The following is a 23200-nucleotide window of genomic DNA, read 5'->3' on the forward strand; positions in this document are numbered from 1 at the left end:
CCTATGCAAATGCTGGCATCACTTCATTAATCATACGTTCTAATGAGGCTTTTTTACGTTCAAAGCTCATTCCTGTATCGATCCAGAAGGAATATTCGTTATACCCCATCGCCTCATAGACTTTCAGACGATCAATGACTTCCTGTGCCTGACCAATGACGTTATTTTTACGCATGGCTTCAGCTGTATAAAATGGATGTTGTGCGATTTCTTCTTGACTCAGTGGTGCAATAAGCCCTTGGGTAATTTCCCGCTCATTTTTAAACCACGCCCCAAAATAATTATAGAATGTATTCATTTCATCTGCTGCAAGCTGTGCATCTTGCTCACTGTCAGCAACGTAGGTATGCCGTAGTAACATAATTTCAGGACGAGCTACATCAGCAAACTTTTCACAAGCCGTATTGAAATGCCCCATCAACTTTTCGACTTCCTCATCACCTAAGTGCAAAGGTGTAACCTGTACATTACAGCCATTTTGTACTGCAAACTCATGGCTATTGGGATCACGAGCAGCAACCCAAATCGATGGATGTGGCTGTTGTAAAGGTTGTGGTGAAGCGGTGGTTTTCGGGAACTGCCAAAACTCACCCTTATGCTCATAATCGCCTTTCCATAGGTTTTTAATTGCAGGAATCATTTCGCGTAACCGCTGACCTGCACTCCATGCATCCATCCCCGGTACCATACGCTCATATTCAAATGAATATGCGCCTCGCGCTATGCCAATATCTAAACGACCATTGCAAATGATGTCAGCCATGGCAGCTTCACCTGCCAACTTTATCGGATGCCAAAACGGTGCAACTATGGTACCTGTGCCTAAGCGAACATGCTGAGTCTTGTTGGCAAGGTCAACCAAATTAATAAATGGATTGGGTGCTATGGTAAAATTCATCGCATGATGTTCACCCATCCAAATCGCATGCATTCCACCCCGATCAGCAATCTGGCAAAGCTCAATCATTTCATCATAAAGTTGCTTATGTGTTTCTTGATCAGAAACACGTTCCATGTGTACAAATAATGAAAAGCGCATAGTTAAACTTCCTCTTTAACAATTTGACGAACCGTTCCAGTGGTTTGATTCCCGTAATAAACCCCATAAGTTTTAAGATGATTTTCTTTGCGATAGCGCATTAACATACTTTCCAAAGCACTATCGACAAAAGTGAGTTGCTCAAGGTCATTTAAATCCACAAATTGACCTTTGTGGGCTTCAGGAATGGGGGTATTACATAAAAAAGCAATATATTGTTGTTGTGTGGTGATATCGTCGTAGACAGAATAAATAAAGCTTGGCGAAGCTTCAGGCTGGTAAACCGCAAAGATTTTCTCCAGTGCTTTTTCTGCACCGTCTTTATCTACAAGCAAATGTGGCAATGTCCATTTTTGCTCCGAGGTTTGCTCAAGCAAGATTTGGTTTTCATGACCGATTAATGCCATCATCATAACCTTCATGCCAGAGATCACATCCGTTGAAGATTTAGCGGGGGTAAAATAAGCACCACGGTAATACCCCAGTCCGGCAAAACCTGTTGAAGTAAAACCTTCTACCTTACCGATCAATACAGCATGATCTCCTGCATCGACAACTTGGTAAGTGGTACAGTCAAACCATGCACTCACTTGGTCAATAATCGGATTTTGGCAATCGCTTTTGCGCCAATCCAAATTTGCAAAACGATCATCACTTGGTCGAGCAAAAGTATTGGAAATATCCTTTTGTTCTTCTGCTAAAATATTGATGGCAAAATGTGTTGCCTGTGCAAAATAATCATAATTGCTCGATGTCTTGGCAATGCTAACCAAAAGCAAAGCTGGGTCCAAAGACACCGAAGCAAAAGAGTTCGCTGTAAAGCCTAATGGTGTTCCATCGTCCTTACAGGTGGTCACTATGGTCACGCCTGTCATAAATGATCCAAAAGCATCACGTAGTTCCCGTATTTTATTTATTGTATCCATTTCACTCATTGCTATATTCCTTTATCAAGCAATTTAGACGCTGGTTTCCAACCATGCTTGCATTGCATTATTCACTTTATCTGGTGCAGTTAAATTCACCATATGTCTTTCATTTTCAATCACAATAGCCTTGGCATTTTGAGCTTGGCTGGCCATTTGTATTGCCATTTCTGCTGTAGAGTTAGGATCACCAGTCCCCGTGAGAATCAAAGCTGGACAGGTGATTTTTGACCAGGCATTGGCATAAATTGAATCACCTCGAGCAAAGGCTGAATAAGCAGTTGCATAGCCTGACAGATCGACCGCCTGTAACCAAGATTTCACTTTTAATGCAGCCTGGCGCTCTGCCTCACTGTCACCAAACCAACGTTGTAGTGGTGTTTCTATATCAAGCTGACCTGCTTTTATCGCTTCAGCGCGGTGAAGCACTGCATTCTTGGCTTTTTCTGAACGTTTATAAACACCATTCAATACCGCCATACGTTTCACCAAATTTGGACAAGTTGCACTTACACCTGTTGTAATCAATGAACCCATTGAATGCCCAGCCAAATTGACAGCTCCAATATTCAGTTTTGTCAGAAACTCAATCATCCAATCCACAAAGGCCTGTAACGATGCATCATGGGCTAACTTTGTACTTTTCCCATGCCCGGGCATATCCACTGAGATCACGCGATAAGCTTTTGAGAAGAACTCAATTTGCGGATACCATGCCTCGGCTTGCATTCCAACACCATGAATCAGAACTAAAGGCTCTCCTTGACCCTGCTCAAAATAGTGAGCAAGGCGATTATTTGACAGCTGCAGGGTTTTTGAGATCATGACCTAACTCTTCCAAATCTTGATAACGGTCCCCAATACGATGATGTGGACGACCACCTGTTGCAGCACCAATCACAATGACTAACTCATCAGCAGCTGGCGCATCTGGAATAGCAAACTGTAAGGTTAAATAATGAGAACGGCGGCCTTCATCATTTTTATCCATCATTGGAATTAAAATCGGTGCATTTGCAGGACCACGGGTGTTGTTAAATGCAAGATATGATTTTGCCCCGACCGCACTACGGTAAGTATTTCCAAAATGTAGGGTATGAATCAGGGCTGATGCATGTTCAAGCTCACCGTTTAAACCCACCACTGCACTCTTACCAAATGCTTGTACTGCTTCACCAGAACCAACTTCATCCAAAATAAGCTTGGTTAAATGCTCACTCAGTACTGGCGCAATACGACGAATTTCTGGGGAAAGATTTTCAACATATCCTTGCCCTGCCCATGGGTTTTGAATCACAGCCGCTGCTGCAACCATTTTTAAGGGTATAGGTGCATCCTTAGCACCATCGATATATGTGGTTTCAACATGAAGCACCGTTTTACGTATCAGATTCATTGTTCTTCCTTGCTGGTTAATTAATTTTGTAGTCCGTATTATGGTATACCATAATACATAATGCAAAAAATGCAATAGTTTGCTATGCTATTTTTAAGCAAGGAACTTGTAACAAAATTGTGTATTCGCAAAATCAGGAATGATTAAACCTCTATGAATCTTAAAATTGAAAATCCACCCGTGACCTTGCGTGAGCTATGTTTAGACAAAGTTCGCAATGCCATCTTTACTGGCTATTTTCCTTCTGGAAAAAGACTGGTTGAAAGAAGTTTATGTGAAGAACTGGGCGTAAGTCGCTCTGTTGTACGGGAGGTCATTCGTTATTTAGAAGCTGAAGGCTTGGTTGAGATTTTGCCAAATAAAGGGCCAATTGTTTCCTTGCTCAACTGGGATATTGCATCACAAATTTATGAAATTCGACTATTACTTGAACAGAGCGCAGTTGCAGATTGCACTCGAAATCTCACCCCGCAAACCACTGAAACGCTAAAAGGTTTAGTGATTGAGCTTGAACATGCCTTTGCTGCTGATGATATTAATTTGATTATTTCAGTTTCATCAAAACTCTATGAAACGATTTTTACTACAGCAAAACATCATATCGCCTTGGAAGTGGTACAACGCTTAAATGGTCGTATTAGCCGACTTCGCGCAATGACAATGAATTCAACTAAACGTGAAGTTTCAGGTTTTCAACGGATCAAAAATATATGCGAAGCAATTTATTTAGACCAAGATGCTGAAAAAGCCAAACAAGCTGTTGCTGCACATATTGCTGAAGCAGCATCGATTGCAAAAAATATTTTAAATACATAAAGGTTTAATAAATTAAAGGATTAAAGCCATGTCTGCATACTGGATTGCGCACGTTACCATTCATAATTTAGAACAATATAAACAATACATGGCTTTAGCCCTCTTAGCGTTTGAAAAATATAATGCAAAATTTCTTGCAAGAGGTGGAAATTCTATTTGCATGGAAGGAAAATCTTATGAACGTCATGTCATTATTGAATTTGCTGATTTAGAAACAGCACAAGCTTGTTATCATTCAGAAGAATACGCTAAAGCAAGGCTTGCTCGTCAAGATTGTGCCGATGTCATGATTAGTATTGTGGAAAGTTTAAACTCGCTGGATTTATAAAGACCAAAAATGAATGGATTAAAACAGATAAAAATACTTTTCATCACAATTTACTTAAACCCACACTCTTCACCATTAGACTAAATTAAAAAACGGTTCTTTAAATCAAAGAACCGTTTCGAAATACAGACCCCTTAGAACTTAAAGCTATAATCTATATTTAAACGAGTTTCATTGGCTGAGTGAAAGACCATATTGGTTGGCATATCATTTCGGTAATGAGAAAAACGTGCTCGCATGCCTAAGCCTTTTAACTTCCCTTCTGGGATTTTATAAGCTAAATCTAGCTCCATCGATTCTTCTTTAAATCGTTTATCGCCATAACTAAGTAAATCAATATCTTGTCCTTTGGCATAGCGGGTCATAAAACGCAGTCCATTGAGAGAAATATCAGCTAATTTTACATTTTTAAAATCATATTCATAACGCAGTGAATAGACTTTCTCGTCTTTATTGGAATAATCCGAGCTCATAAAATCAAGCACCACTGGACTTTCTGTTCCCGATAAAAATGGTAAGCCTGTCGAACCAAAGGCCTGCATATAACCCAAAGACAGGGTATGGTTTTGATAATTTAAACCAAATAATCCACTTAAATGCTGGTTATCTACATGGCCGATTTTTTGTCTACCTGCCTCCTGACTATTGAAAAATCGTACATCGCTTAAAAAAGTTAACTGTTCATTTAAAGGCTGCTTACCATTGAATCCTAAAAATTGCTGTTGGTAGATATCATGCAGTTCAGCCTGATAAGCACGGATTCGATATGCATCATTGAGTTGATAAGCGCCACCAAAACTATAGAAGTAATCTGTTGTTGCTGATTGATCAAAACGGCGATTGATATTGTCCGTACCGACATCACTATAATGAATCGAATCACGCTGTCGCACTTGGTCTACATAAAAACCTTCCAATTGTAACTTTGGAATTTCATTGGAAACAAACCGAGCACCTCGATAAGTTTGAGGGAACAAACGCGCAGGTGAAGAAAAAATCGTGGGCAATCGTGGAACCAAATCTCCCACAAAAAGCTCATTTTTCTTAAATTTTGCTTTGGCAGTCAGCCCTATTTTCCCATAATAATCATCTCGTGAATTATCTGCATTTACAGGTAATAAGTTACTCCGTGCATAGTCATCGGCTCGATCTCCAATTAAGTTAAATCCAGCCATTGCCAATACATCAACACCAAAACCAACTGTTCCATCGGTATAGCCCGATTGACCATTAAAGATGATACCTTGTGCCCAATCGCGCGCAGCAGTATAAGGATATGGATCTTGTTTATAGTCTCGGTCAAATTAAAAATTTCTAAGCGTTAGCTCTGCACTGCTGTCTGTCACTAAATCGGCATGCGCCAGGGCACTAAATAATGGGCAAAAGTATACCCACACCCACAAAGATGTTTTTTTCATTTTTTATCTCAACCATTTAATTTTTAGAGGATTAAGTTGTTGTTTTAAGCGTATAGGCTGCTTCATTTTTATGTCGATAAAATGCATTACCTAACATTAAAATAAGTACAATTGCCAAAATAAACACCACCCCGTAATATGCATAAAGCGTGGCTGGCGCTATACCTTTATCTAAAAAAATGCCTGCAATTGTTGGTGATAAAATGGCACCAATACGTCCAAAACCGATGGCATAGCCTACGCCACGGCTACGAATATCGGCGTCGTAAATTGTAGGTGAAATAGAATATAAACCTGCAATACAACCATTAATCAGCGTTCCAAGTAATAGGCCAACAATCAATGCCACGCTCACTTGGGCCGAGACAGCCACGAATAAAAACACACATGCGGCAGTTAGTCCTAGAAATAGACTTAAGGCATAGAAGATTTTGATACGGGATGCCAGCAAACCAATAATTGCTGCACCAAAGATCCCGCCAATACTAATTAAAATACCTGTGGTAACCCCTTGTTCAGCCGACATTCCCATTGAAATTAAAATTTTCGGTGTCCAACTCATTACAAAATAGAAGCCAAACATTACGAGAAAGAAAGCACCCCATAGACACAATGTTTGAAAGCCCTGTTGCCCACCAAATAATTTGGCAAAATCTCCGCCACCCTTTGCATCACTTTTTGCATAATCAGGTAAGGCATCTAGATGATTTAAGCCCATACGCTGTAATACTGAGTTCATTCGCGCTAGCGCTTGTTGTGGTCTTTTTGCCAACAAATAATCTAAGGACTCAGGCAATAACCATATACTCACCAACAGCATTGCAATGGTTGTGATCCCACCTGCAAGGAAAATCGAGCGCCAGCCTAAATGTTCAATCAGTGTCAGTGACAATATCCCACCAAGTGTGGCACCAATCCCATATCCTGTAGACATTAAACTGACCGCAAAACTTCTCCAGCGCGTATTGGCATATTCACTGGCCAAAACATTGCTACTGGCAAGAATACCGCCAACCCCAATCCCTGTGACAAAACGAAGCATGGCCAACATGCTATGACTATTGACAAAAGCACATGCCAGCATGCTGATTCCAGCAATCACCAAACAAATTAAGATCAGTAAACGGCGACCAATTTTATCGGCAAGTGGTGCCAGAAAAATCGAACCAGCAGCCATACCAAATAGACCAGCACTTAATAACAAACCGATTTGAGCACCAGAAAGCGACCAATCCGCTGAAACTGAAGGTGCAGTAAATGCCATAACCATGACATCAAAACCATCAATAATATTGAGGAAAACACAAATCAAAATCACAAACCATTGATAGCGGCTCATCTTATTTTGACTTATCTCACCAAGCACATCTCTTTCCATTTGTGTATCTCCCAATCTGGGTAGGATATACACACGACATTGCTGTGCTGCGTCGTTGGGTGGTTATGCATATCCGTATCCATAATTACCTAGAGGAATAATTTAATTTTTAAAACTCGTTTTTGAACAAGAATATTTTTTTGGAGCGTCCTGCTCTATTTCATCTTGATTAATTGGATCCAAAAAATCAATAGTATTATTAAAAAATATTTACAAAATTAGATTAAAAACTATAAAATATATGATTTAAATCAATATATTTAAATTAAAAGAATGAAAAATGGATATACATATTTTAAAATTACACTAAAATGGATCCATTTAGTTCATTTAACCTCTTCTAAGTCAGTGACCTTATTGAGGATATTCAAAAAGCCCACCCCCTTATTTTTAAATATTTCAGTTTTCGCAACGTGATAGGTATTCAACAAAAATACAAATTGGATCCAAAATATAAATAAAAGCACAAATAACCACATAAATATCGTAGAGATATTTTTTAAATAAAAACAGTAAAATACTGATAAATACAAAACAAACAAGCCCAAATCAAAGACTTCAATGATCAAAAATGATCATTTTATCGATTGACCGTTTACTTGTGTTGATATAAATTGGATCCAATAAGTGATAAGGAGTCATCACAAATGTTTATAAAAAATGCATGGTATGTTGCTTGCTATCCTGAAGATATCCAAGATAAGCCACTTGGTCGCACCATCTGTGGTGAAAAAATTGTTTTCTATCGCGGCAAAGAAAATCAAGTTGCTGCTGTTGAAGATTTTTGTCCACATCGTGGCGCCCCATTATCATTAGGCTATGTAGAAGATGGCAATTTAGTTTGTGGTTATCATGGTTTAGTCATGGGATGCGAGGGAAAAACCATTTCTATGCCAGCTCAACGTGTAAACGGTTTCCCCTGCAATAAAGCCTATGCAGCCATAGAAAAGTTTGGCTTTATTTGGGTTTGGCCTGGTGATCAAACTTTGGCTGATGAGTCCAAACTTCCAACACTAGAATGGGCAGAACATCCTGAGTGGAGCTATGGTGGTGGTTTATTCCATATCCATTGTGATTATCGTTTGATGGTCGATAACCTTATGGATCTGACCCATGAAACCTATGTCCATTCGAGCAGTATTGGGCAAAAAGAAATTGATGAAGCACTTCCTGTCACCGAGGTCGATGGTGATCATGTCATTACTGAACGTTATATGGAAAATGTCATCGCTCCTCCATTTTGGCAAATGGCACTTCGTTGTAATAACTTAGCAGATGATGTTGCTGTAGATCGTTGGCAACGCTGTCACTTCGTTGCACCAAGTAACGTACACATTGAAGTGGGTGTCGCTCATGCTGGACATGGCGGATATCATGCCCCTAAAGATAAAAAAGTGTCATCGATTGTGGTTGATTTTATTAGCCCTGAAACAGAAACCTCGCATTGGTATTTTTGGGGAATGGCACGTAATTTCCAACAAGATAACCCGACCCTCACTGATCTCATTCGCGAAGGTCAAGGCAAAATCTTTACCGAAGATTTAGAAATGCTGGAACAACAGCAACAAAATATTTTACGAAATCCCCATCGCCAGTTACTGATGCTAAATATCGATGCTGGTGGCGTACAGTCACGTAAAGTGATTGACCGATTACTGGCACAAGAAAGTACGCTCACGCCTGAAACAACAAAACATAAGTTTCCAAATATTCGGGTGATTTAAAGGAGAATACACATGGACGTTGTTATTGATAAAATTCACCAGCTTACTCCATCAATTCGAGCCTTTGAATTGGTTTCAAGCAATGGTTCTGCCCTTCCAAGCTTTGAGGCAGGCGCACATATTGATGTACATCTCAAAAATGGCTTAACACGCCAATACTCACTTTCAAACTGTTGTAGTGAAAAACATCGTTATGTAATTGGTGTTTTGCATGATGAGCATTCCAGAGGTGGTTCTCGTTGCATGCATACCGAGTATCGTGAAGGTGATCAATTACGTATTGGCGCACCACGTAACTTATTTGAAATTCATCCTCATACCCAAAAGGCAATCTTATTTGCAGGTGGTATCGGCATTACTCCGATTCTTTCAATGGCATATCGGCTTAAAGCTCAGCGGATCCCATTTGAATTGCATTATTTTGTACGTAGTCATGAAATGATTGCTTTCTATGGAAATTTAACCGAACACTTTGCAGGTCAGATTCATTTTCATATTCAAGGTCAACCAGAAACTCAATGTGATATGTCGTCCGTCTTGGAACAGAATTCATCCGATAGACATTTATATGTTTGTGGGCCAGCAGGTTTTATGGCATTTGTGATGGAGTCAGCTCAACACATGGGCTGGCAGACAGAGCAGCTACATCAAGAACACTTTGTCGCACAAAAGTCAGAGGCATCTAACAATGCTGCTTTTACCATTGAAATCAAAGGCAGTGACCGTCGAATCGAAGTACAGCCTCATCAAACAGCAACCCAAGCCTTAATTGAGAACGGTTTTGATGTCCCTATTTCTTGTGAACAAGGTATCTGCGGAACCTGTATCACGCGTGTGCTTGCAGGAATTCCAGATCACCGTGATGTATTTATGACTGACGAAGAACATGCATTAAATAACCAGTTTACCCCCTGCTGTTCCCGCGCAAAATCTACCAGTTTGCTGATTGAATTCTAATGAAAAACAGCCCTTTGATTCGATTAAAAGAGCTGCTGAGGGTCTGTTGATATTTCTTTTCGGTTTTATTGAGACAACACGTTTCTTAAGGTCTCGCCCAAAACCACAACACTACTATGTTCCCGCATCAATGTTTCAGCACGCCCAGCTTGTCTATGCATTAAAGCATCGTAAATTGAACAGTGTTGTAGATGGGCATAATGTAAGCGACGATATTCTGAAAGTGCTTGAGTTTGGTCATAGGTAATGGCTTGGGCCGAGGCCATGGGCAATTGATTGTTTTTGGCTAAGGCTTGGATCAATGCAACATTTTGCGCGCCTTGAATAATGGTATCGTGAAAAATCACATTAAAGTGATGGTAACGTTCCAGCTCATGATCACCAAACTCAGTTTTTCCATCAAAAAGTTTTTCAGTTTCGACAATGCAATTTTGTAGTGTTTTTTTCTGTTCTTCCGTCAAACCTTGTTCTGCAATGGTTTTAGCAGCCAGTCCTTCAAGGATGCCACGCACTTCAAGTGCATCATTGATCAATTTTTCTGAAATTTCTCGAACCGTATAACCTCGAGTCGGATTTTTAATCAATAAACCTTCTTGCTCAAGCAAACGAAATGCCATACGCACAGGCTGTCTTGATACCCCAAGCAACTCAGCCGTTGGGATCTCTGCCACTCTGGCACCGCCCTCTAGCTCCCCAGCAATAATCATTTTTCTAAGTTTAATTAAAACTTGTTGACCTGAAGACATTCACTGTCACACGCTATCAAAAATACTCTTTGATGCTAACAAGTTCATCTATAAAATGAAAACAAATTTTCGATTTGAATCTATTTGGTTTAAGCTTCAAAAAAAGCCTGATCAGCTTTGTTGTATAAAAAAGAAAAAGAAAGCCACCTATATTTAATTAAGATTTAAAACCTTGCTCAAAATAGGTAACTTTCTATTTTTCAAAAATTAATGACTAAGCAAGTCTGAACGACTCCCCTGCACCTCATTAAATGTTTTTATTTCATAAGGTAAACCCACATAGTTTTCAGCCAATGTGGTTAAACCCGCATGTGAATCTAAAATATAACTCAATTCAGCCTGCTTAATTTTATGATCAAACTCACTTTCCGTTTCAAAACGATGTAGTAAATGCGTCATCCACCATGAAAAACGTTCTGCTTTCCACACACGTTTTAAGCATTTTTCAGAATATTCCTCGATGCCTTGTTCTGAACCATTGAGATAAAATTCAATTAAGGCATTTGACAAATAAGCGATATCAGATGCAGCTAAATTTAAACCTTTTGCCCCAGTCGGTGGAACGATATGTGCGGCATCTCCTGCTAAAAATAGTTTCCCAAATCGCATTGGCTCTGTTACAAAACTGCGTAAAGGTGCAATACTTTTTTCAATTGAAGTACCTGTAACCAAATTTTTACGACTTTCTTCATCAAGGCGATTTTTTAACTCATCCCAAAATCGTTGGTCAGACCATTCATCGACATGATCCGTCACAGGAACTTGCAAATAATATCGGCTACGGTTTTTTGAACGCATACTACATAAAGCAAAACCACGTTCTGACTGTACATAGATTAATTCATCTGAAACAGGTGGAACATCTGCAAGTACACCTAACCAACCGAATGGATAAATCTTTTCAAAAGTTTTGATTTTATCTTGTGGCACGCTTGCACGACAGACTCCATGATAACCATCACAGCCTGCAATAAAATCACATCTAAGCTGGTACGATTGACCATTTTGCTGAAAGCTAACATACGGGTTTTGCTCAAAATCATGAATTTGCATATTCTCAGCTTCGTAGTAAGTGCATAAACCTGCCGCTTCACGCGCATGCATTAAATCTTTTGTGACTTCTGTTTGTCCATAAACCGTAACTTGCTTTCCCTGAGTTAACTCAGATAAATTCACACGATGCTTTAAGCCATTGGTTAAAATTTCAATCCCCTCATGCGCTAAGCCAAACTTGTTTAGATTTTCATCCACACCCGCTTGCTTCAATAAATCAACCGATACTTGTTCAAGTATCCCTGCTCGAATACGTGCAGCTACGTATTCAGCACTGCGTTGCTCAATGATTACGTGGGAGATACCTGCTTTAAACAACAGTTGTCCAAGCAATAGCCCAGCTGGGCCTGAACCAATAATCGCCACTTGTGTGGTTAAATTTTCCATAACATTTTCTCCATATCCTGACCATTAAATTAATTTTTTTGATCTCTTTTTGATATGGTGAAAACTGGATAATCGCCGTATAGTGGCAACAATGACCGTATATCGGCCATAAAATTATAATCGGGAATGGATGAACGATGAGATACGATTTAATTGAGAACGAAGTTTCAGGTGAAACCATTAAGCAAGACGATTACATCGCTGGACTGGCTAAAGGGCTAAGTTTGCTTGAAGCCTTTGGAGTTGATCGTCAAAAACTCAATTCGACTCAAATTGCAGAGCGCACAGGATTGAGCCGTACAGCGGCACGAAGATATTTACGAACTTTAAAATATTTAGGTTATTTAGAAACTGATGATCACTACTTTTGGTTAACTCACAAAGTGTTACGCTTATCGAGCTCCTATTTAAGCTCTGCACATCTGCCTAAAGTTGTGCAACCTATTCTCAACCTGTTAAGCGCACAAACCAGTCTGACTTTTTCGCTGGTGGTTTTAGATGAACATGAAGTTGTTCCGATTGCGCGAAGCTACTTACCTCAACATGATAATTTACGCCTCAGCCCGTATGGGATGCATTTGGGCAATCGTTTGCCTGCACATGCAACCTCAACAGGCAAGGTTTTATTGGCAGCATTAAATTTAGAAGAACAAAAACACTGGGTAAATAAATATAGTTTGAAACGCCTCACCGCTTATACCATTCAAGATGAAGCCCAGTTTTATCAAGTATTGGCAGAGATTCAAAAACAAGATTATTGTCTATCAAAAGAACAACATGAATTAGGGGTTATTGCCATTGCAGTTCCAGTCTTAAATGCACAAGGCAAAGCCGTCGCTGCATTAAACTGTATTGCACAAACACATCGTGTCACTGAAGAACAGCTGATTCAGCAGGTTTTGCCTTTACTGAGAAATACAGCCTATGAGTTAAGGAGTATGGTTTAAAAATACGTTGAAGAAATTTTAATGGGAACCATAGTACTTAAAGGCTAATTTTTTTAAACGCATAATTTTTAACTTGTTCATGACAGCGCAAAACAATATAAATTTATAAAACATAAAGATCCATATTGATTTTTACCACCAGCTTAAAAGATAATAATTATTATTCGCATATTTATAAAAATCAATTTTATGATCCAATCTATTCTTATTCAGCCAATAGCAAATCGTGTACTCAACTCTATGACTTTGGTCAGTTATAAAAATACAAACAGATGCTGCAAAACACCTGTTTCTGCTAAAAGCTCTGCCAGCCAGCAACAAAGCCTGAACTGAATTTAATCTTTTTTTATTTGTAAATCATCAGTACCCATACTTGAGCAATTAATAAGTTTCTCAACAGGCGTAATCACATCACTGTTATCGAATAGGTCATTTTTCATGTTGAAGAAAACTTCTCTCTACTTGGCGCTAGGCGTGTTGATCATGCAAATCTCAATACATACTTTTGCCGATAACAGCATTCGTATTGGAGAAACACAAAACATATCTTCCGCTATTTTAAATGAAAAAAGACCAATCCAGATCTATCTCCCTGCTACATATGGCAAATATCCCAAGCAAAAATATCCTGTGATTTATCTATTAGATAGCGAAACTAACTTTCATTATTTGACAGGAATTGTCGAGAAATTATCGAAGTCACCTTATCCCTCGATTCCTGAAATGGTCGTTGTGGGCATCGTCAATACAGATCGTGCTCGAGACTTAACCCCAACCAAGCAAAAGCCTGAAATTAATGAAGGACGTGTAATTGAAAGTGAAACTGGTGGAAATGTCGCATTTTTTAAATTTTTAGAATCTGAGCTCATGCCTGATATTGAGAAAAAATATCGTACGAATGGGTTAAATATATTGATTGGTCATTCTTTCGGAGGTATTACCGCACTCAATCATATGCTCAATGGTCAACAAAATATCCAAGCCTATATTGTCCATGACCCTAGTATTTGGTGGGATGATGAGATCATGTTGAAACGTTTTAAGGAAGCGAACAATCAAGATTTTCAGCATAAAACTTTATTTTTAACCCAAGTTGGTGCCAGTGAAAATACAAACAGTTTAGACAACCATTACAAGGGTATCAAAAAGTTCAATCAATATTTAAGTCAACAGCCTTTTACTCAACTGAACTATAAATATGTCCAGTATGAGGGTGAAGATCACGGTACTGTACCAATCAAAGGTAATCTTGATGGTTTGCGTTATATTTTTGAAGGTATGCGAGTCAATATTAAAGCGATCCCAGAAAATCCCAATCTTATAAAACAACATTATGCTCAATTAAGTCAAAATTTAGGCTTTGAGATACAACCCAGTGAGGCTTACTTGGATCGTGTTTTAGACTATTTAAAGCGTTCAAACAATCCAAAAGTGATACAACAATTTCAGGACTACATCCTTTCGATCTATCCTCAATGGCGTGTTAAAACATCATCTTAAAAACGTATATGATTTAAATGTGCCACATCGATGTGACCGCTTATTTAAAGTGTTCACATCGATGTGGTTTTATTCTCTTTACACACTGTTGTTTGAGTTTGAATTTTTATACACGCAAAAAATTAAATGCTTAAAGTATACAATTTTAAAGCCTTCAATCATCTACTCACTGATTGTTACTTTAATTCAAGAGAGGGAGGACAAAGGCCATCTTTAGGCTGTATTGGATTCCAGTAAAAGCTTCTTGCGATCTTTTCCTGGTCAAATAAAATTTTAAACTGACATGTTGTAATAGTGTCATTGCTACGGTCTGCAGTCGTGAAATGGAACAAATAATTCCATTCTCTAGCTCTCCAACCATCCTCATATTGAGGTCGGCCAATCAGTGCGTAAAGTTGATCTTTGGTCATTCCTGCTCTGACTTGATTTAAGTTCTGTACATTTGGGAATGTTCCCGCTTTTTTATTTAAAATAACATCATCAACCTTGTGCCATTTCGCTTGATCCGTTTTACCGTCTTTAGAAATAATGGTTCCTGTGGCACAAGCACTCAATGTTACGGCGATTAAACTCAGTATCAATAAATTTTTCATATGTCGACTCTCGTATAAATTCTTGTTCTCGTTAATTTGAATCCAAAAAATGGTAAGCTAAAACACTGTTTAAATGGTTCAAATGCCTTAGCTCCCCTAACCTACCATTGGATCCCAGTACCTACAGTTCCCCCAAAATCACCACGCGAGTTACCACTTCCACTCACCTTAAACACCCATCGACCATTATCTGAAATTGATGACATCCCGATCGCATACCCACTTTCTCCACGGTAAGTCCCCCCACTGATTGCCATCATACTTTTGCCTGGAATATAAGCTTGAGGTAAACCTGCTGTTGCAAGTGCTTGCGCATTGCCTGCACTGGCTCTTTTCTCTAAATCATCTATGCGACCATTGGTGTCATAAAATACTTGCTCTAAACGATCGCCTAGATTGGTAATTTTATTACCTAAATCAATATCAGCCTGATTAAGCGCACCTAAGGCATCACCCACATTATGATATGAGCCGTTATTTACATTGTAGGTTGGCGGAGCGAACTGACCATTTTCATATTTTGCGCCACCGCCTAATGATGTGGTGATGTATTGGTTTGACGTATTAAGTTGTGAACCATTAACCGCATCTTTTGAAGTGCTGGATACTTCACCTGCTGCAACATTGGTGATTTTTTTATTCCCAGCATTTATTCCATTTTGATCTATTGCAACATCACCCACTTTGACTGTGTTTGCTATGACATTATCTGCAGTAACCGTATTTGCAGTAACCGTGTTAAATTTTACGTCATCTGCTGTTGCAACCTTATATTCCTTACCTCCTAGGCTATTGGTTGTTTCAGTGACCGTCATATTCTGCCCAGCAATAACTGTAGCATGTTGCCCAGCTTTTTGGTTGATTGAGCTAATCGCATCATTAATGTTGGTTGCACCTGTCCCACCGATGTTGGTAATGGTATTGCCATCTCCGCCTTGGAATGCACCATCCCCAATAATATTATGAATCTGGCTTCCATTCACCGCATCTTTACTGCTCTGAGCAATACTCCCCTCTGCAACATTGGTGACTTTATTACCCGCAGCATCAATACCATTTTTAGTCACACTTGGCCCGCCAGTAATGCTAAGACCATCATTATTGATTACGGTATTGCCTGCAGTCACACTGTCAACCTGGATATCTTTGGCTAATTCGACACTGACATTATTGGCATTGTTACTGATATTAATATTGCCATCTTTGTTACTAAAATCGACCGTATCGCCTGATTTGACTGGATTACTATTGGTTCCATTGGTGGTCAAATTCCAACCTTGGTTTGCTGTTTGAATACGATCGCTCACCGCTTTAAGCTGATCCTCTGTCGCAGCTTGACCACTAACAAAGTTATTTGGATTAAATGTTTTATTGGTCAGCCCACCAATAGTCCCTGTTGCACCATTCACAGTTACAGGGTTTGCACCGCCCACAATAATTTGTGTTGGTCCCATTTGGGTTTGATAAATGCCATTGCTTAGATTGATACTGCCTGCACCAATCCAACTACTATTATTATTTGCATCACTCACCAATGTACCATCGACGGTACTGATATTCGATTTAGCAGCATCTTTCAGTTCGACTTTGCCATCAGTAATTTTGCTTTTACCAACCGTTAAGCTTCCTGCAGAAGTAAGATCAATATTTTTTGCTAACTCGACTTGTACTTTTCCAGCTGCAACCTTGGTACTGATATTACTGTCAGCGCCAATCACATCAACGCTTTCACCTAATTTCTTATTTACTGTATTGCCATCCTGAGCGGTTAAAGCAAAACCGGCATCATTCAGTCCAGTTTGGATTTCTTTAAGCTGTTCCTCTGTGGCTGCACGACCTGTGGTAGCAAAATCATTACCTGATGTAGTCTTATTGGTTAAACCTTCTAGAGTGCCTTTATTGGCATCAAGGACAACATGATTGACGGTATTTTTGACGCTGATCACGCCAGAACTGATCACACTTTGAGTGCTACCATCTTGTACAGTAATGCCATCTTTATTCAATACAGTGGAGTCCGTTGCGGTACCCGCAGTGACGCTATCAATATTCAGATCTTTATTTAAACTGAAATCAATGGTTGTCGTTCCATTACTATCATTTTTTGCACTGACATTTAAATTAGTTTCACCTGTCGCTAGACCAACATCGACCGTATCTCCTGGTTTGACTTGCGTTGTCCCCAAAATAGCATCCGTTTTGACGTTCCAGCCTTTATTGGCATTCTGAGCCACATCACTGACTTGTTTTAACTGCTCTTCAGTCGCAGCTTGTTTTTGATTGTAAATTGCATTTGGATCCCAAGTGGTATTGCTTAAACCACTCACCCGTCCTGTTGAACCATTCACCGTAACTGGATTTGCACCACCTACAAGAATTTGTGTTGGGCCGACTTGGGTTTGATAAGTGCCATTACTGACATTGATATTTCCTGCACCTAACGTACTGCTATTGGTACCATCGCTGACAATTGTACTATTCACCGTACTAATATTCGATTTGCCTGCATCTTTTAATTCAACTTGACCATCTGTAATTTTACTGGTACCGACTGTTAAGCTGCCTGCAGTACTCAGATCAATATTTTTGGCGAGCTCTATTTCAACCTTGCCACCTGCAACCTTGGTGGCAATATTGCTATCGGCACCAATAACCTCAATACTTTCACCCAATTTTTTGTTGATGCTATTACCATCGCCAGCCGTTAAGCCAAAGCCCGCATCACTGAGCCCAGTTTGCATCTGTTTGAGCTGTTCTTCTGTGGCCGCGCGACCGACTGTAGCAAAGTCATTACTGGATGTGGTTGTATTGCTTAGGCCTGTAATTGTTCCTGTATTGCCGTTGACTGTTACTGGATTTCCGCCTGTGGCAGGTCCAATCTTGACCACAGGTTCAAGTCCGAAGCTAATGCCATTATTGCCTGTGTTGGTAATTTTAATGTTGCCATCGGTTGCACTAAAATCAACATTCTCACCAAGTCCAATCGTATCTTTTGCTGCGCTGTCAGCATTTGCACTGATGCTAAATCCTTTATCAATGATCTGTTTAATCTGGCTACCATTTACAGCATCCATAGAGTTATCACTAATATCACCCAATGCAACATTGGTCACTTTATTGGTCCCCGCATTGATTCCTGTCACGGTCACACTTGGTGAATTCGGCACAGCACCGCCACTTGCGTTTACAAAAGTTAAGCCTTTGCTATCGATCACTGTACCACTCGCATTTACACTATCGAGCTGAATATCTTTTGCGAGTTTAATGGTTAGTTTATTGTCGGTACTGTCTGCAACTACACCAATATTATTGTCGGTTAAATTGGCTGCAACAGATTCACCGCCGACAATACTTAAGCGTTGTCCCAATCTACGATCGACATTCACACCGGCATTGTCTCCAGCAAATGTAATTGGTGTTGCCAATTGATCCTCAGTTGCAGCGCGCCCAGATAAATAATTACTTGGATCAAAAGTAGTATTGGTCAATCCTGTAATGGTGCCATTTTTGCCATTAATGGCAATGTTTGCCCCACCTGGAAGTCCGCCCACATTAACGATTTCTGCAAGTTTTAGATCGACATTTGCACCAGTGTGACCAATGGCTAGATTGCCATCACTATTTGAAAAATCGACTGTATCCGTGGCTGCAATATTTGTAGTACCTGCACTGTCTTTGTTGGTGGTTAAATTCCAACCTTTATTGGCATTTTCAGCCACCTCATTGACTAACTTAAGCTGTTCTTCTGTTGCTGCACGCCCCATTTTGGCAAAGTCTGATTCAGTTAAGGTTTTGTTGGTTAATCCAGTCAAGGTGCCCGTCGTACCACTTAACACAACATTATTGCTCGCATTGTTTAAGTTAATGCTACTGGCATTGGTGGTATTACTGTTTGTGCCCGCAGTGATCACTGTCTGAGTGGAGGTGCTGATATTGCTATTATTTGCGCTGTCATTAATTTCCACTTGTCCATCTGTAATTTTGGAAGTTCCAACGCTTAAGCTTCCTTGAGCAGTCAGGTTGACATCTTTGGCCAGTTTTAATTGCAAAGTATCTGTACCATTACTTACCACCCCGAGATTGCCATCTGTGAGCACCCCTGTCGCTCCACCAGTAAGCTTTAATTGCTCACCCAATTTACGATCCACTTTTGCACCAGTGTCTCCTGCAAAGCTTAATGGCGTGTCTGCTAAATCGGTAATGGCTTGATTGGTTTGATATAATTGACTGCCATTGATTGCATCTGTACTTGAGCTACTGATACGCCCAGCAGCAACATTGACAATGGTTCGTTCTGCCCCAACATCCCCGACACTTACACTAGAAGATGCCGCGGGAGCTCCTGCAAAGTCATAAGTTTTGCCATTAATTATGGCTGATTTGGTTGCCACATAAGCTGCTGAAACTGAGTTATTTCCTAAAACCACAGCGTTTTCATGTGATGCTGTTGCAGACTTGCCCAATACAGTTGCGCCTTTCGCACTCACCGAAGCACTATTTCCAATCGCAATCGCATCTTCTTGAAGTGCATTGGTTCCTGTGCCCAGTGCAATTGAATTTAAAGCATTTGCATTGGATTGTTTTCCAAGTGCAATCGCATTGATCCCATTTGAAGTTGCATTATTGCCGATCGCAGTGGCATCTTTAGCACGACTTACACTGTTGACACCAAACGCTATTGAATTTTCACCCGCACTTTCTGCATTTTGACCAATTGCCGTGGCTTTTGCTGCATAGCTTTTTGCTTGAGAGCCTATTGCCAAACCATCTTGAGAAGTACTGTTTGCATCTGAACCTATTGCAGTGGAATTCACACCCGAAGCTTTAGCATTATCTCCATAGGCCATACTGTCTTCTGCAGTTGCTGTGGCAAAGCGTCCTAAAGCAACACTCTGCGCACCATTTGCTTTAGACTGATAACCAATTGCCGTCGCATTATCCCCTTGAGACAGTGCTTGACGACCAATTGCGATCCCTTGATCTGCAGAATTAACTTCAGCGTCACTCCCTACAACGACCGCATAGTTTGACTTGGTGCCATCTGCCTCTGAACCATTACCAATGACAATACTATCTTCACCACGGCTTTCTGCGCTTTTACCCATCGCAATATTATTTGTACCTGAGGCAATAGAAGAATCACCGATTGAAATCGAGGAAACCCCCACTGAACCCGCGCCCGCACCAATCGCAACTGATCTTTCTCTTGCCACAATCACATTACTGCCTAAGGCAACACTGCCTGCAGCAAGTGAAGACGTACTGGCACTCGGGCCGATTGCTAAAGAATTATCTCCATTTGCCCCTGTATTATTTTTATTATTAATATCAGTGGTGTTTACAGAAAAGTATTGTGGCCCTGCTTCGGCAACAGCTGTTTTTAATTGCCCAAAATTCACGGCTGAGGACAAATCATTTTCATCGCCTTTTACGTTGCGAATAATGGTTCCATCTGTACCGACTAAATTCACAACCGATTTGTCTGAGTTATACAACACAGCATCAGGTACTATCCCACCAATCTGTCCCGAACCCAGTAAATCAAAAGCATCTTGAATCGTCGTTGGAAGTTTACTGGTATTGCCTGAAGGATCTTTAACATTGACTTGGATTAAAGGTAAAGTACCACCACTTCCAATAGTTGCAGGATTACCATTTGCATCTGTTGCACCCATCACACGGATAATGTCATTTTGTAAGGCTTTAATCTGATTGACGGTTACCGCATCTTGCAAGTCAGCGCCATCAGCAACATTGGTAATTCGACGTTGCTCATTTTTATTCCCGACCGAAACAATGTTAAAGCCTCCCACACCACCAGAGACATTGGTGATATAGCCATTTCCAAGTGAGTTATTTTGCGCAATACTTCCTGAACCTAAAGCCACATCACTTTGACCCGCTAAAGAATCCAAGCCAATTGCAACCCCTGAAGTACCCGTCACAATCGAGTCATAACCGAGTGCAACACCGCCTTGTGCAACACTTGCTCGTGTTCCAACTGCTACACCTAAACTTTCAGTAAATGTTGCCGCACCGATCGCCACTGAGCTTTGTACGGTAGCATTTCTATCTTTATTGCTGCCAAAACCAATTGAGATATTCTGATTACCCGATAAATTGGTTCCCGCATCACTCCCTAAAGCAATATTGTAATCAGAACTTGATACATTGCCTGTCGAATTACTTCCTGCCCCGACTCCAATAGCAATCGTTTGATTACCACTTATATTTTGTCCTGCGTTTGCTCCAACAGCGATATGTCCATTACGATCGAATGTTCCTGAGCCAATCGAACCTACTCCTGCAGCACTACCAATTGAAACACCATTCACCACACTAGATTTTGCGCCATCACCCAATGCAATTGAACTCGCACCTCCTGAAGTCGCTTGATTTCCGATTGCGACGCTCGCAGTTCCACTTGCAGACACTGAATTTCCGATCGCATTGGCATTGGTCGCAGCGGATGCCGAGGTTCCTATCGCATTGGCATTGGTTCCCACGGCATTTGCACCCTGACCAATTGCATTTGAATGCGTTCCTGTTGCTATAGCTGCATCCCCGATCGCAATACTTGAAGGCCCACCCGCCAATGCAGAAGAGCCCAAAGCAACACTTTTATCGCCAACAGACATATTGGCGCCATTTTGCAAAGCTGTAAGGAACTGATTCACTTGCGTGGCAGAAACTGCAACCCCATTAATTTCAGTAATTGTACTGGGATCCGTTCCCATTGCAGTGACAGGAATACCATTGATTGCAATCAGTTGCGTATTGGACACGTTATACGTTGGGGTTAATGCTCTGGCTTGCCCACCATTTCCGATAGAGGTTGAATTGGCCCCAAGTGCGCCAGTTTCTTTACCAAAAGCAATAGAATAATCATTTAATGCATTGGCTGTATTTCCGACAGCAATACTGTTGAGTCCTGTAGCATTTGAGAGATGACCGATAGCAATTGATAATTCACCTTCGGATTTTGCCACTGGGCCAATAGCGAGAGAATTTAAGCCATTGGCTTGTGAGTCAACAAGAGATGAATTGGTGTGGAAGTATTTGATACCTTGACCACTTTGGAAAAGTAAATCATTCACTTGTCCACCAGTCACCGCATCTGTAGATCCAGCAGCAATGCTACCGTTGGCTAAATTTGTGATTTTGTCACCACCAAGATCTAAACCATTTGCAGTACTGGTCAATACGGTATTATTTGCAGTATCACCAATTTTTACCGAGTTAAACTCTGGATCATCCACTGTGGAAATTGAAATATCAGTACCCGCATTGGTCACGGCAATATTTTTACCATTCACAAAGTTCACGGTATCTGTAGCTTTTACAGCGCTAGACGTCCCGCCATTGCTTTGTATATTCCAAGTTTGATTCTTGAGTGAGTTCAAATCTGTCGCTGATGCCTTAGTACTTAATCCTGTGTTTACATCATTAACTTGATTATTCAAACTATTAAAATCGGACTGTGATACTTTCGTCGCCAAACCTGTGTTTGAATCATTCACTTGATTATTCAAGCTATCAAAATCAAGCTGGGAAGCCTTAGTTGCCAAACCTGTTGAGGTATTATTGACTTGATCATCAAGGGTATTTAAATTATTTTTTGTTTGATTTAAATCAGTATTTACTGTTGTTAATGATACACCGTTTGCAATCACATCCCCTGTTACAGTTAAACTACCATTAACATTTAAACTCTCATTAATATCTTGTGCCAAAATAGCACTCGAGCCAACAGTAAATAATAAAAACATCGACCCCTTCACAATTTTATTAACTTTTGACTTTTTATTACCTTTTACAATTTCAGAAACTACAATCCAGCTTCCAATCGTAGTATTCCAGACCAATTTATACACTTTATTCATAATATATATACCTGCATTTATAATGGCGTTTTTAATTTATTAATTACTTTTCAAATAAAATGCACAATATATTTATATTTTTCCATACTGTTTACCAAACGATACATTT

15 protein-coding genes and 1 pseudogene are annotated in these 23200 nt (G+C 40.1%); 6 read left to right on the forward strand and 10 right to left on the reverse strand.

The genetic code is table 11. The features are described from left to right. Position 1: 1 nt before the first annotated feature. From tgnB to AS4_RS17020, 4 genes are read right to left on the reverse strand one after another with little or no spacing between them, the layout of a single operon-like run. Positions 2–1039, reverse strand: a complete 1038-nt coding sequence (tgnB, locus tag AS4_RS17005) for a flavin-dependent trigonelline monooxygenase oxygenase component (protein WP_096734951.1) — start codon at positions 1037–1039, stop codon at positions 2–4. 2 nt (positions 1040–1041) lie between these two features. Then, positions 1042–1974, reverse strand: coding sequence for a flavin-dependent trigonelline monooxygenase reductase component (gene tgnA / locus AS4_RS17010; RefSeq protein ID WP_096734952.1), 933 nt, complete (start codon positions 1972–1974; stop codon positions 1042–1044). A 24-nt stretch (positions 1975–1998) separates the two neighbouring features. Then, complete coding sequence (locus AS4_RS17015; RefSeq protein ID WP_096734953.1) at positions 1999–2790, reverse strand: alpha/beta fold hydrolase; 792 nt, start codon at positions 2788–2790, stop codon at positions 1999–2001. Next, positions 2759–3361: an amino acid synthesis family protein gene (locus AS4_RS17020; RefSeq protein ID WP_096734954.1), complete on the reverse strand. Its 603-nt coding sequence runs from the start codon at positions 3359–3361 to the stop codon at positions 2759–2761. Before AS4_RS17020 ends, AS4_RS17015 begins: the two co-directional genes overlap by 32 nt. A gap of 153 nt (positions 3362–3514) precedes the next feature. On the opposite strand from AS4_RS17020, the gene AS4_RS17025 reads away from it, so the two are divergent. Then, entirely contained in the window at positions 3515–4177 is a 663-nt protein-coding gene (locus AS4_RS17025) for a GntR family transcriptional regulator (RefSeq protein ID WP_096734955.1), read from the forward strand. A gap of 28 nt (positions 4178–4205) precedes the next feature. After that, entirely contained in the window at positions 4206–4505 is a 300-nt protein-coding gene (locus AS4_RS17030; RefSeq protein WP_096734956.1) for a DUF1330 domain-containing protein, read from the forward strand. 134 nt (positions 4506–4639) lie between these two features. Here AS4_RS17030 and AS4_RS17035 read toward each other — a convergent pair. Together AS4_RS17035 and AS4_RS17040 are read right to left on the reverse strand one after the other, a co-directional pair. Further along, positions 4640–5923, reverse strand: a pseudogene (locus AS4_RS17035) (OprD family outer membrane porin). A gap of 31 nt (positions 5924–5954) precedes the next feature. After that, positions 5955–7301 (reverse strand): MFS transporter, encoded by a 1347-nt coding sequence (locus tag AS4_RS17040; RefSeq protein ID WP_096734957.1) that lies wholly within the window; start codon positions 7299–7301, stop codon positions 5955–5957. Positions 7302–7948: 647 nt separating this feature from the next. On the opposite strand from AS4_RS17040, the gene AS4_RS17045 reads away from it, so the two are divergent. Then, a complete protein-coding gene (locus tag AS4_RS17045) occupies positions 7949–9025 on the forward strand; it encodes an aromatic ring-hydroxylating dioxygenase subunit alpha (protein ID WP_096734958.1) in 1077 nt (358 codons plus the stop codon). Between the two features lie 12 nt (positions 9026–9037). Further along, a complete protein-coding gene (locus AS4_RS17050) occupies positions 9038–9982 on the forward strand; it encodes a PDR/VanB family oxidoreductase (protein WP_096734959.1) in 945 nt (314 codons plus the stop codon). A gap of 65 nt (positions 9983–10047) precedes the next feature. Here AS4_RS17050 and AS4_RS17055 read toward each other — a convergent pair whose 3' ends face one another. Further along, positions 10048–10728, reverse strand: coding sequence for a GntR family transcriptional regulator (locus AS4_RS17055; protein ID WP_004717728.1), 681 nt, complete (start codon positions 10726–10728; stop codon positions 10048–10050). Positions 10729–10935: 207 nt separating this feature from the next. Beyond that, positions 10936–12168: a 4-hydroxybenzoate 3-monooxygenase gene (gene pobA / locus AS4_RS17060; protein ID WP_096734960.1), complete on the reverse strand. Its 1233-nt coding sequence runs from the start codon at positions 12166–12168 to the stop codon at positions 10936–10938. A gap of 137 nt (positions 12169–12305) precedes the next feature. On the opposite strand from pobA, the gene AS4_RS17065 reads away from it, so the two are divergent. Beyond that, positions 12306–13115: an IclR family transcriptional regulator domain-containing protein gene (locus AS4_RS17065; RefSeq protein ID WP_096734961.1), complete on the forward strand. Its 810-nt coding sequence runs from the start codon at positions 12306–12308 to the stop codon at positions 13113–13115. Positions 13116–13553: 438 nt separating this feature from the next. Beyond that, a complete protein-coding gene (locus AS4_RS17070) occupies positions 13554–14615 on the forward strand; it encodes an alpha/beta hydrolase (RefSeq protein WP_096734962.1) in 1062 nt (353 codons plus the stop codon). Positions 14616–14791: 176 nt separating this feature from the next. Here AS4_RS17070 and AS4_RS17075 read toward each other — a convergent pair whose 3' ends face one another. Together AS4_RS17075 and AS4_RS17080 are read right to left on the reverse strand one after the other, a co-directional pair. Next, positions 14792–15208: an outer membrane protein assembly factor BamE gene (locus AS4_RS17075; protein WP_096734963.1), complete on the reverse strand. Its 417-nt coding sequence runs from the start codon at positions 15206–15208 to the stop codon at positions 14792–14794. Positions 15209–15309: 101 nt separating this feature from the next. Next, on the reverse strand, positions 15310–23091 hold the full coding sequence (locus AS4_RS17080; RefSeq protein ID WP_096734964.1) for a YadA-like family protein: 7782 nt from the start codon (positions 23089–23091) through the stop codon (positions 15310–15312). Between the last annotated feature and the right edge of the window lie 109 nt (positions 23092–23200).

It is taken from the genome of Acinetobacter guillouiae (assembly GCF_002370525.2).
Taxonomy (GTDB): Bacteria; Pseudomonadota; Gammaproteobacteria; order Pseudomonadales; family Moraxellaceae; genus Acinetobacter; species Acinetobacter guillouiae.

Excerpts from the sequence above, each read along its gene's own strand:
- AS4_RS17020 (WP_096734954.1), bottom strand. The coding sequence starts at position 3,361 with ATGAATCTGATACGTAAAACGGTGCTTCATGTTGAAACCACATATATC.
- AS4_RS17065 (WP_096734961.1), top strand. The coding sequence starts at position 12,306 with ATGAGATACGATTTAATTGAGAACGAAGTTTCAGGTGAAACCATTAAG.
- AS4_RS17080 (WP_096734964.1), bottom strand. The coding sequence starts at position 23,091 with ATGAATAAAGTGTATAAATTGGTCTGGAATACTACGATTGGAAGCTGG.
- AS4_RS17045 (WP_096734958.1), top strand. The coding sequence starts at position 7,949 with ATGTTTATAAAAAATGCATGGTATGTTGCTTGCTATCCTGAAGATATC.
- AS4_RS17040 (WP_096734957.1), bottom strand. The coding sequence starts at position 7,301 with ATGGAAAGAGATGTGCTTGGTGAGATAAGTCAAAATAAGATGAGCCGC.
- AS4_RS17050 (WP_096734959.1), top strand. The coding sequence starts at position 9,038 with ATGGACGTTGTTATTGATAAAATTCACCAGCTTACTCCATCAATTCGA.
- AS4_RS17070 (WP_096734962.1), top strand. The coding sequence starts at position 13,554 with ATGTTGAAGAAAACTTCTCTCTACTTGGCGCTAGGCGTGTTGATCATG.
- AS4_RS17030 (WP_096734956.1), top strand. The coding sequence starts at position 4,206 with ATGTCTGCATACTGGATTGCGCACGTTACCATTCATAATTTAGAACAA.
- AS4_RS17015 (WP_096734953.1), bottom strand. The coding sequence starts at position 2,790 with ATGATCTCAAAAACCCTGCAGCTGTCAAATAATCGCCTTGCTCACTAT.
- AS4_RS17025 (WP_096734955.1), top strand. The coding sequence starts at position 3,515 with ATGAATCTTAAAATTGAAAATCCACCCGTGACCTTGCGTGAGCTATGT.
- tgnB (WP_096734951.1), bottom strand. The coding sequence starts at position 1,039 with ATGCGCTTTTCATTATTTGTACACATGGAACGTGTTTCTGATCAAGAA.
- tgnA (WP_096734952.1), bottom strand. The coding sequence starts at position 1,974 with ATGAGTGAAATGGATACAATAAATAAAATACGGGAACTACGTGATGCT.
- AS4_RS17075 (WP_096734963.1), bottom strand. The coding sequence starts at position 15,208 with ATGAAAAATTTATTGATACTGAGTTTAATCGCCGTAACATTGAGTGCT.
- AS4_RS17055 (WP_004717728.1), bottom strand. The coding sequence starts at position 10,728 with ATGTCTTCAGGTCAACAAGTTTTAATTAAACTTAGAAAAATGATTATT.
- pobA (WP_096734960.1), bottom strand. The coding sequence starts at position 12,168 with ATGGAAAATTTAACCACACAAGTGGCGATTATTGGTTCAGGCCCAGCT.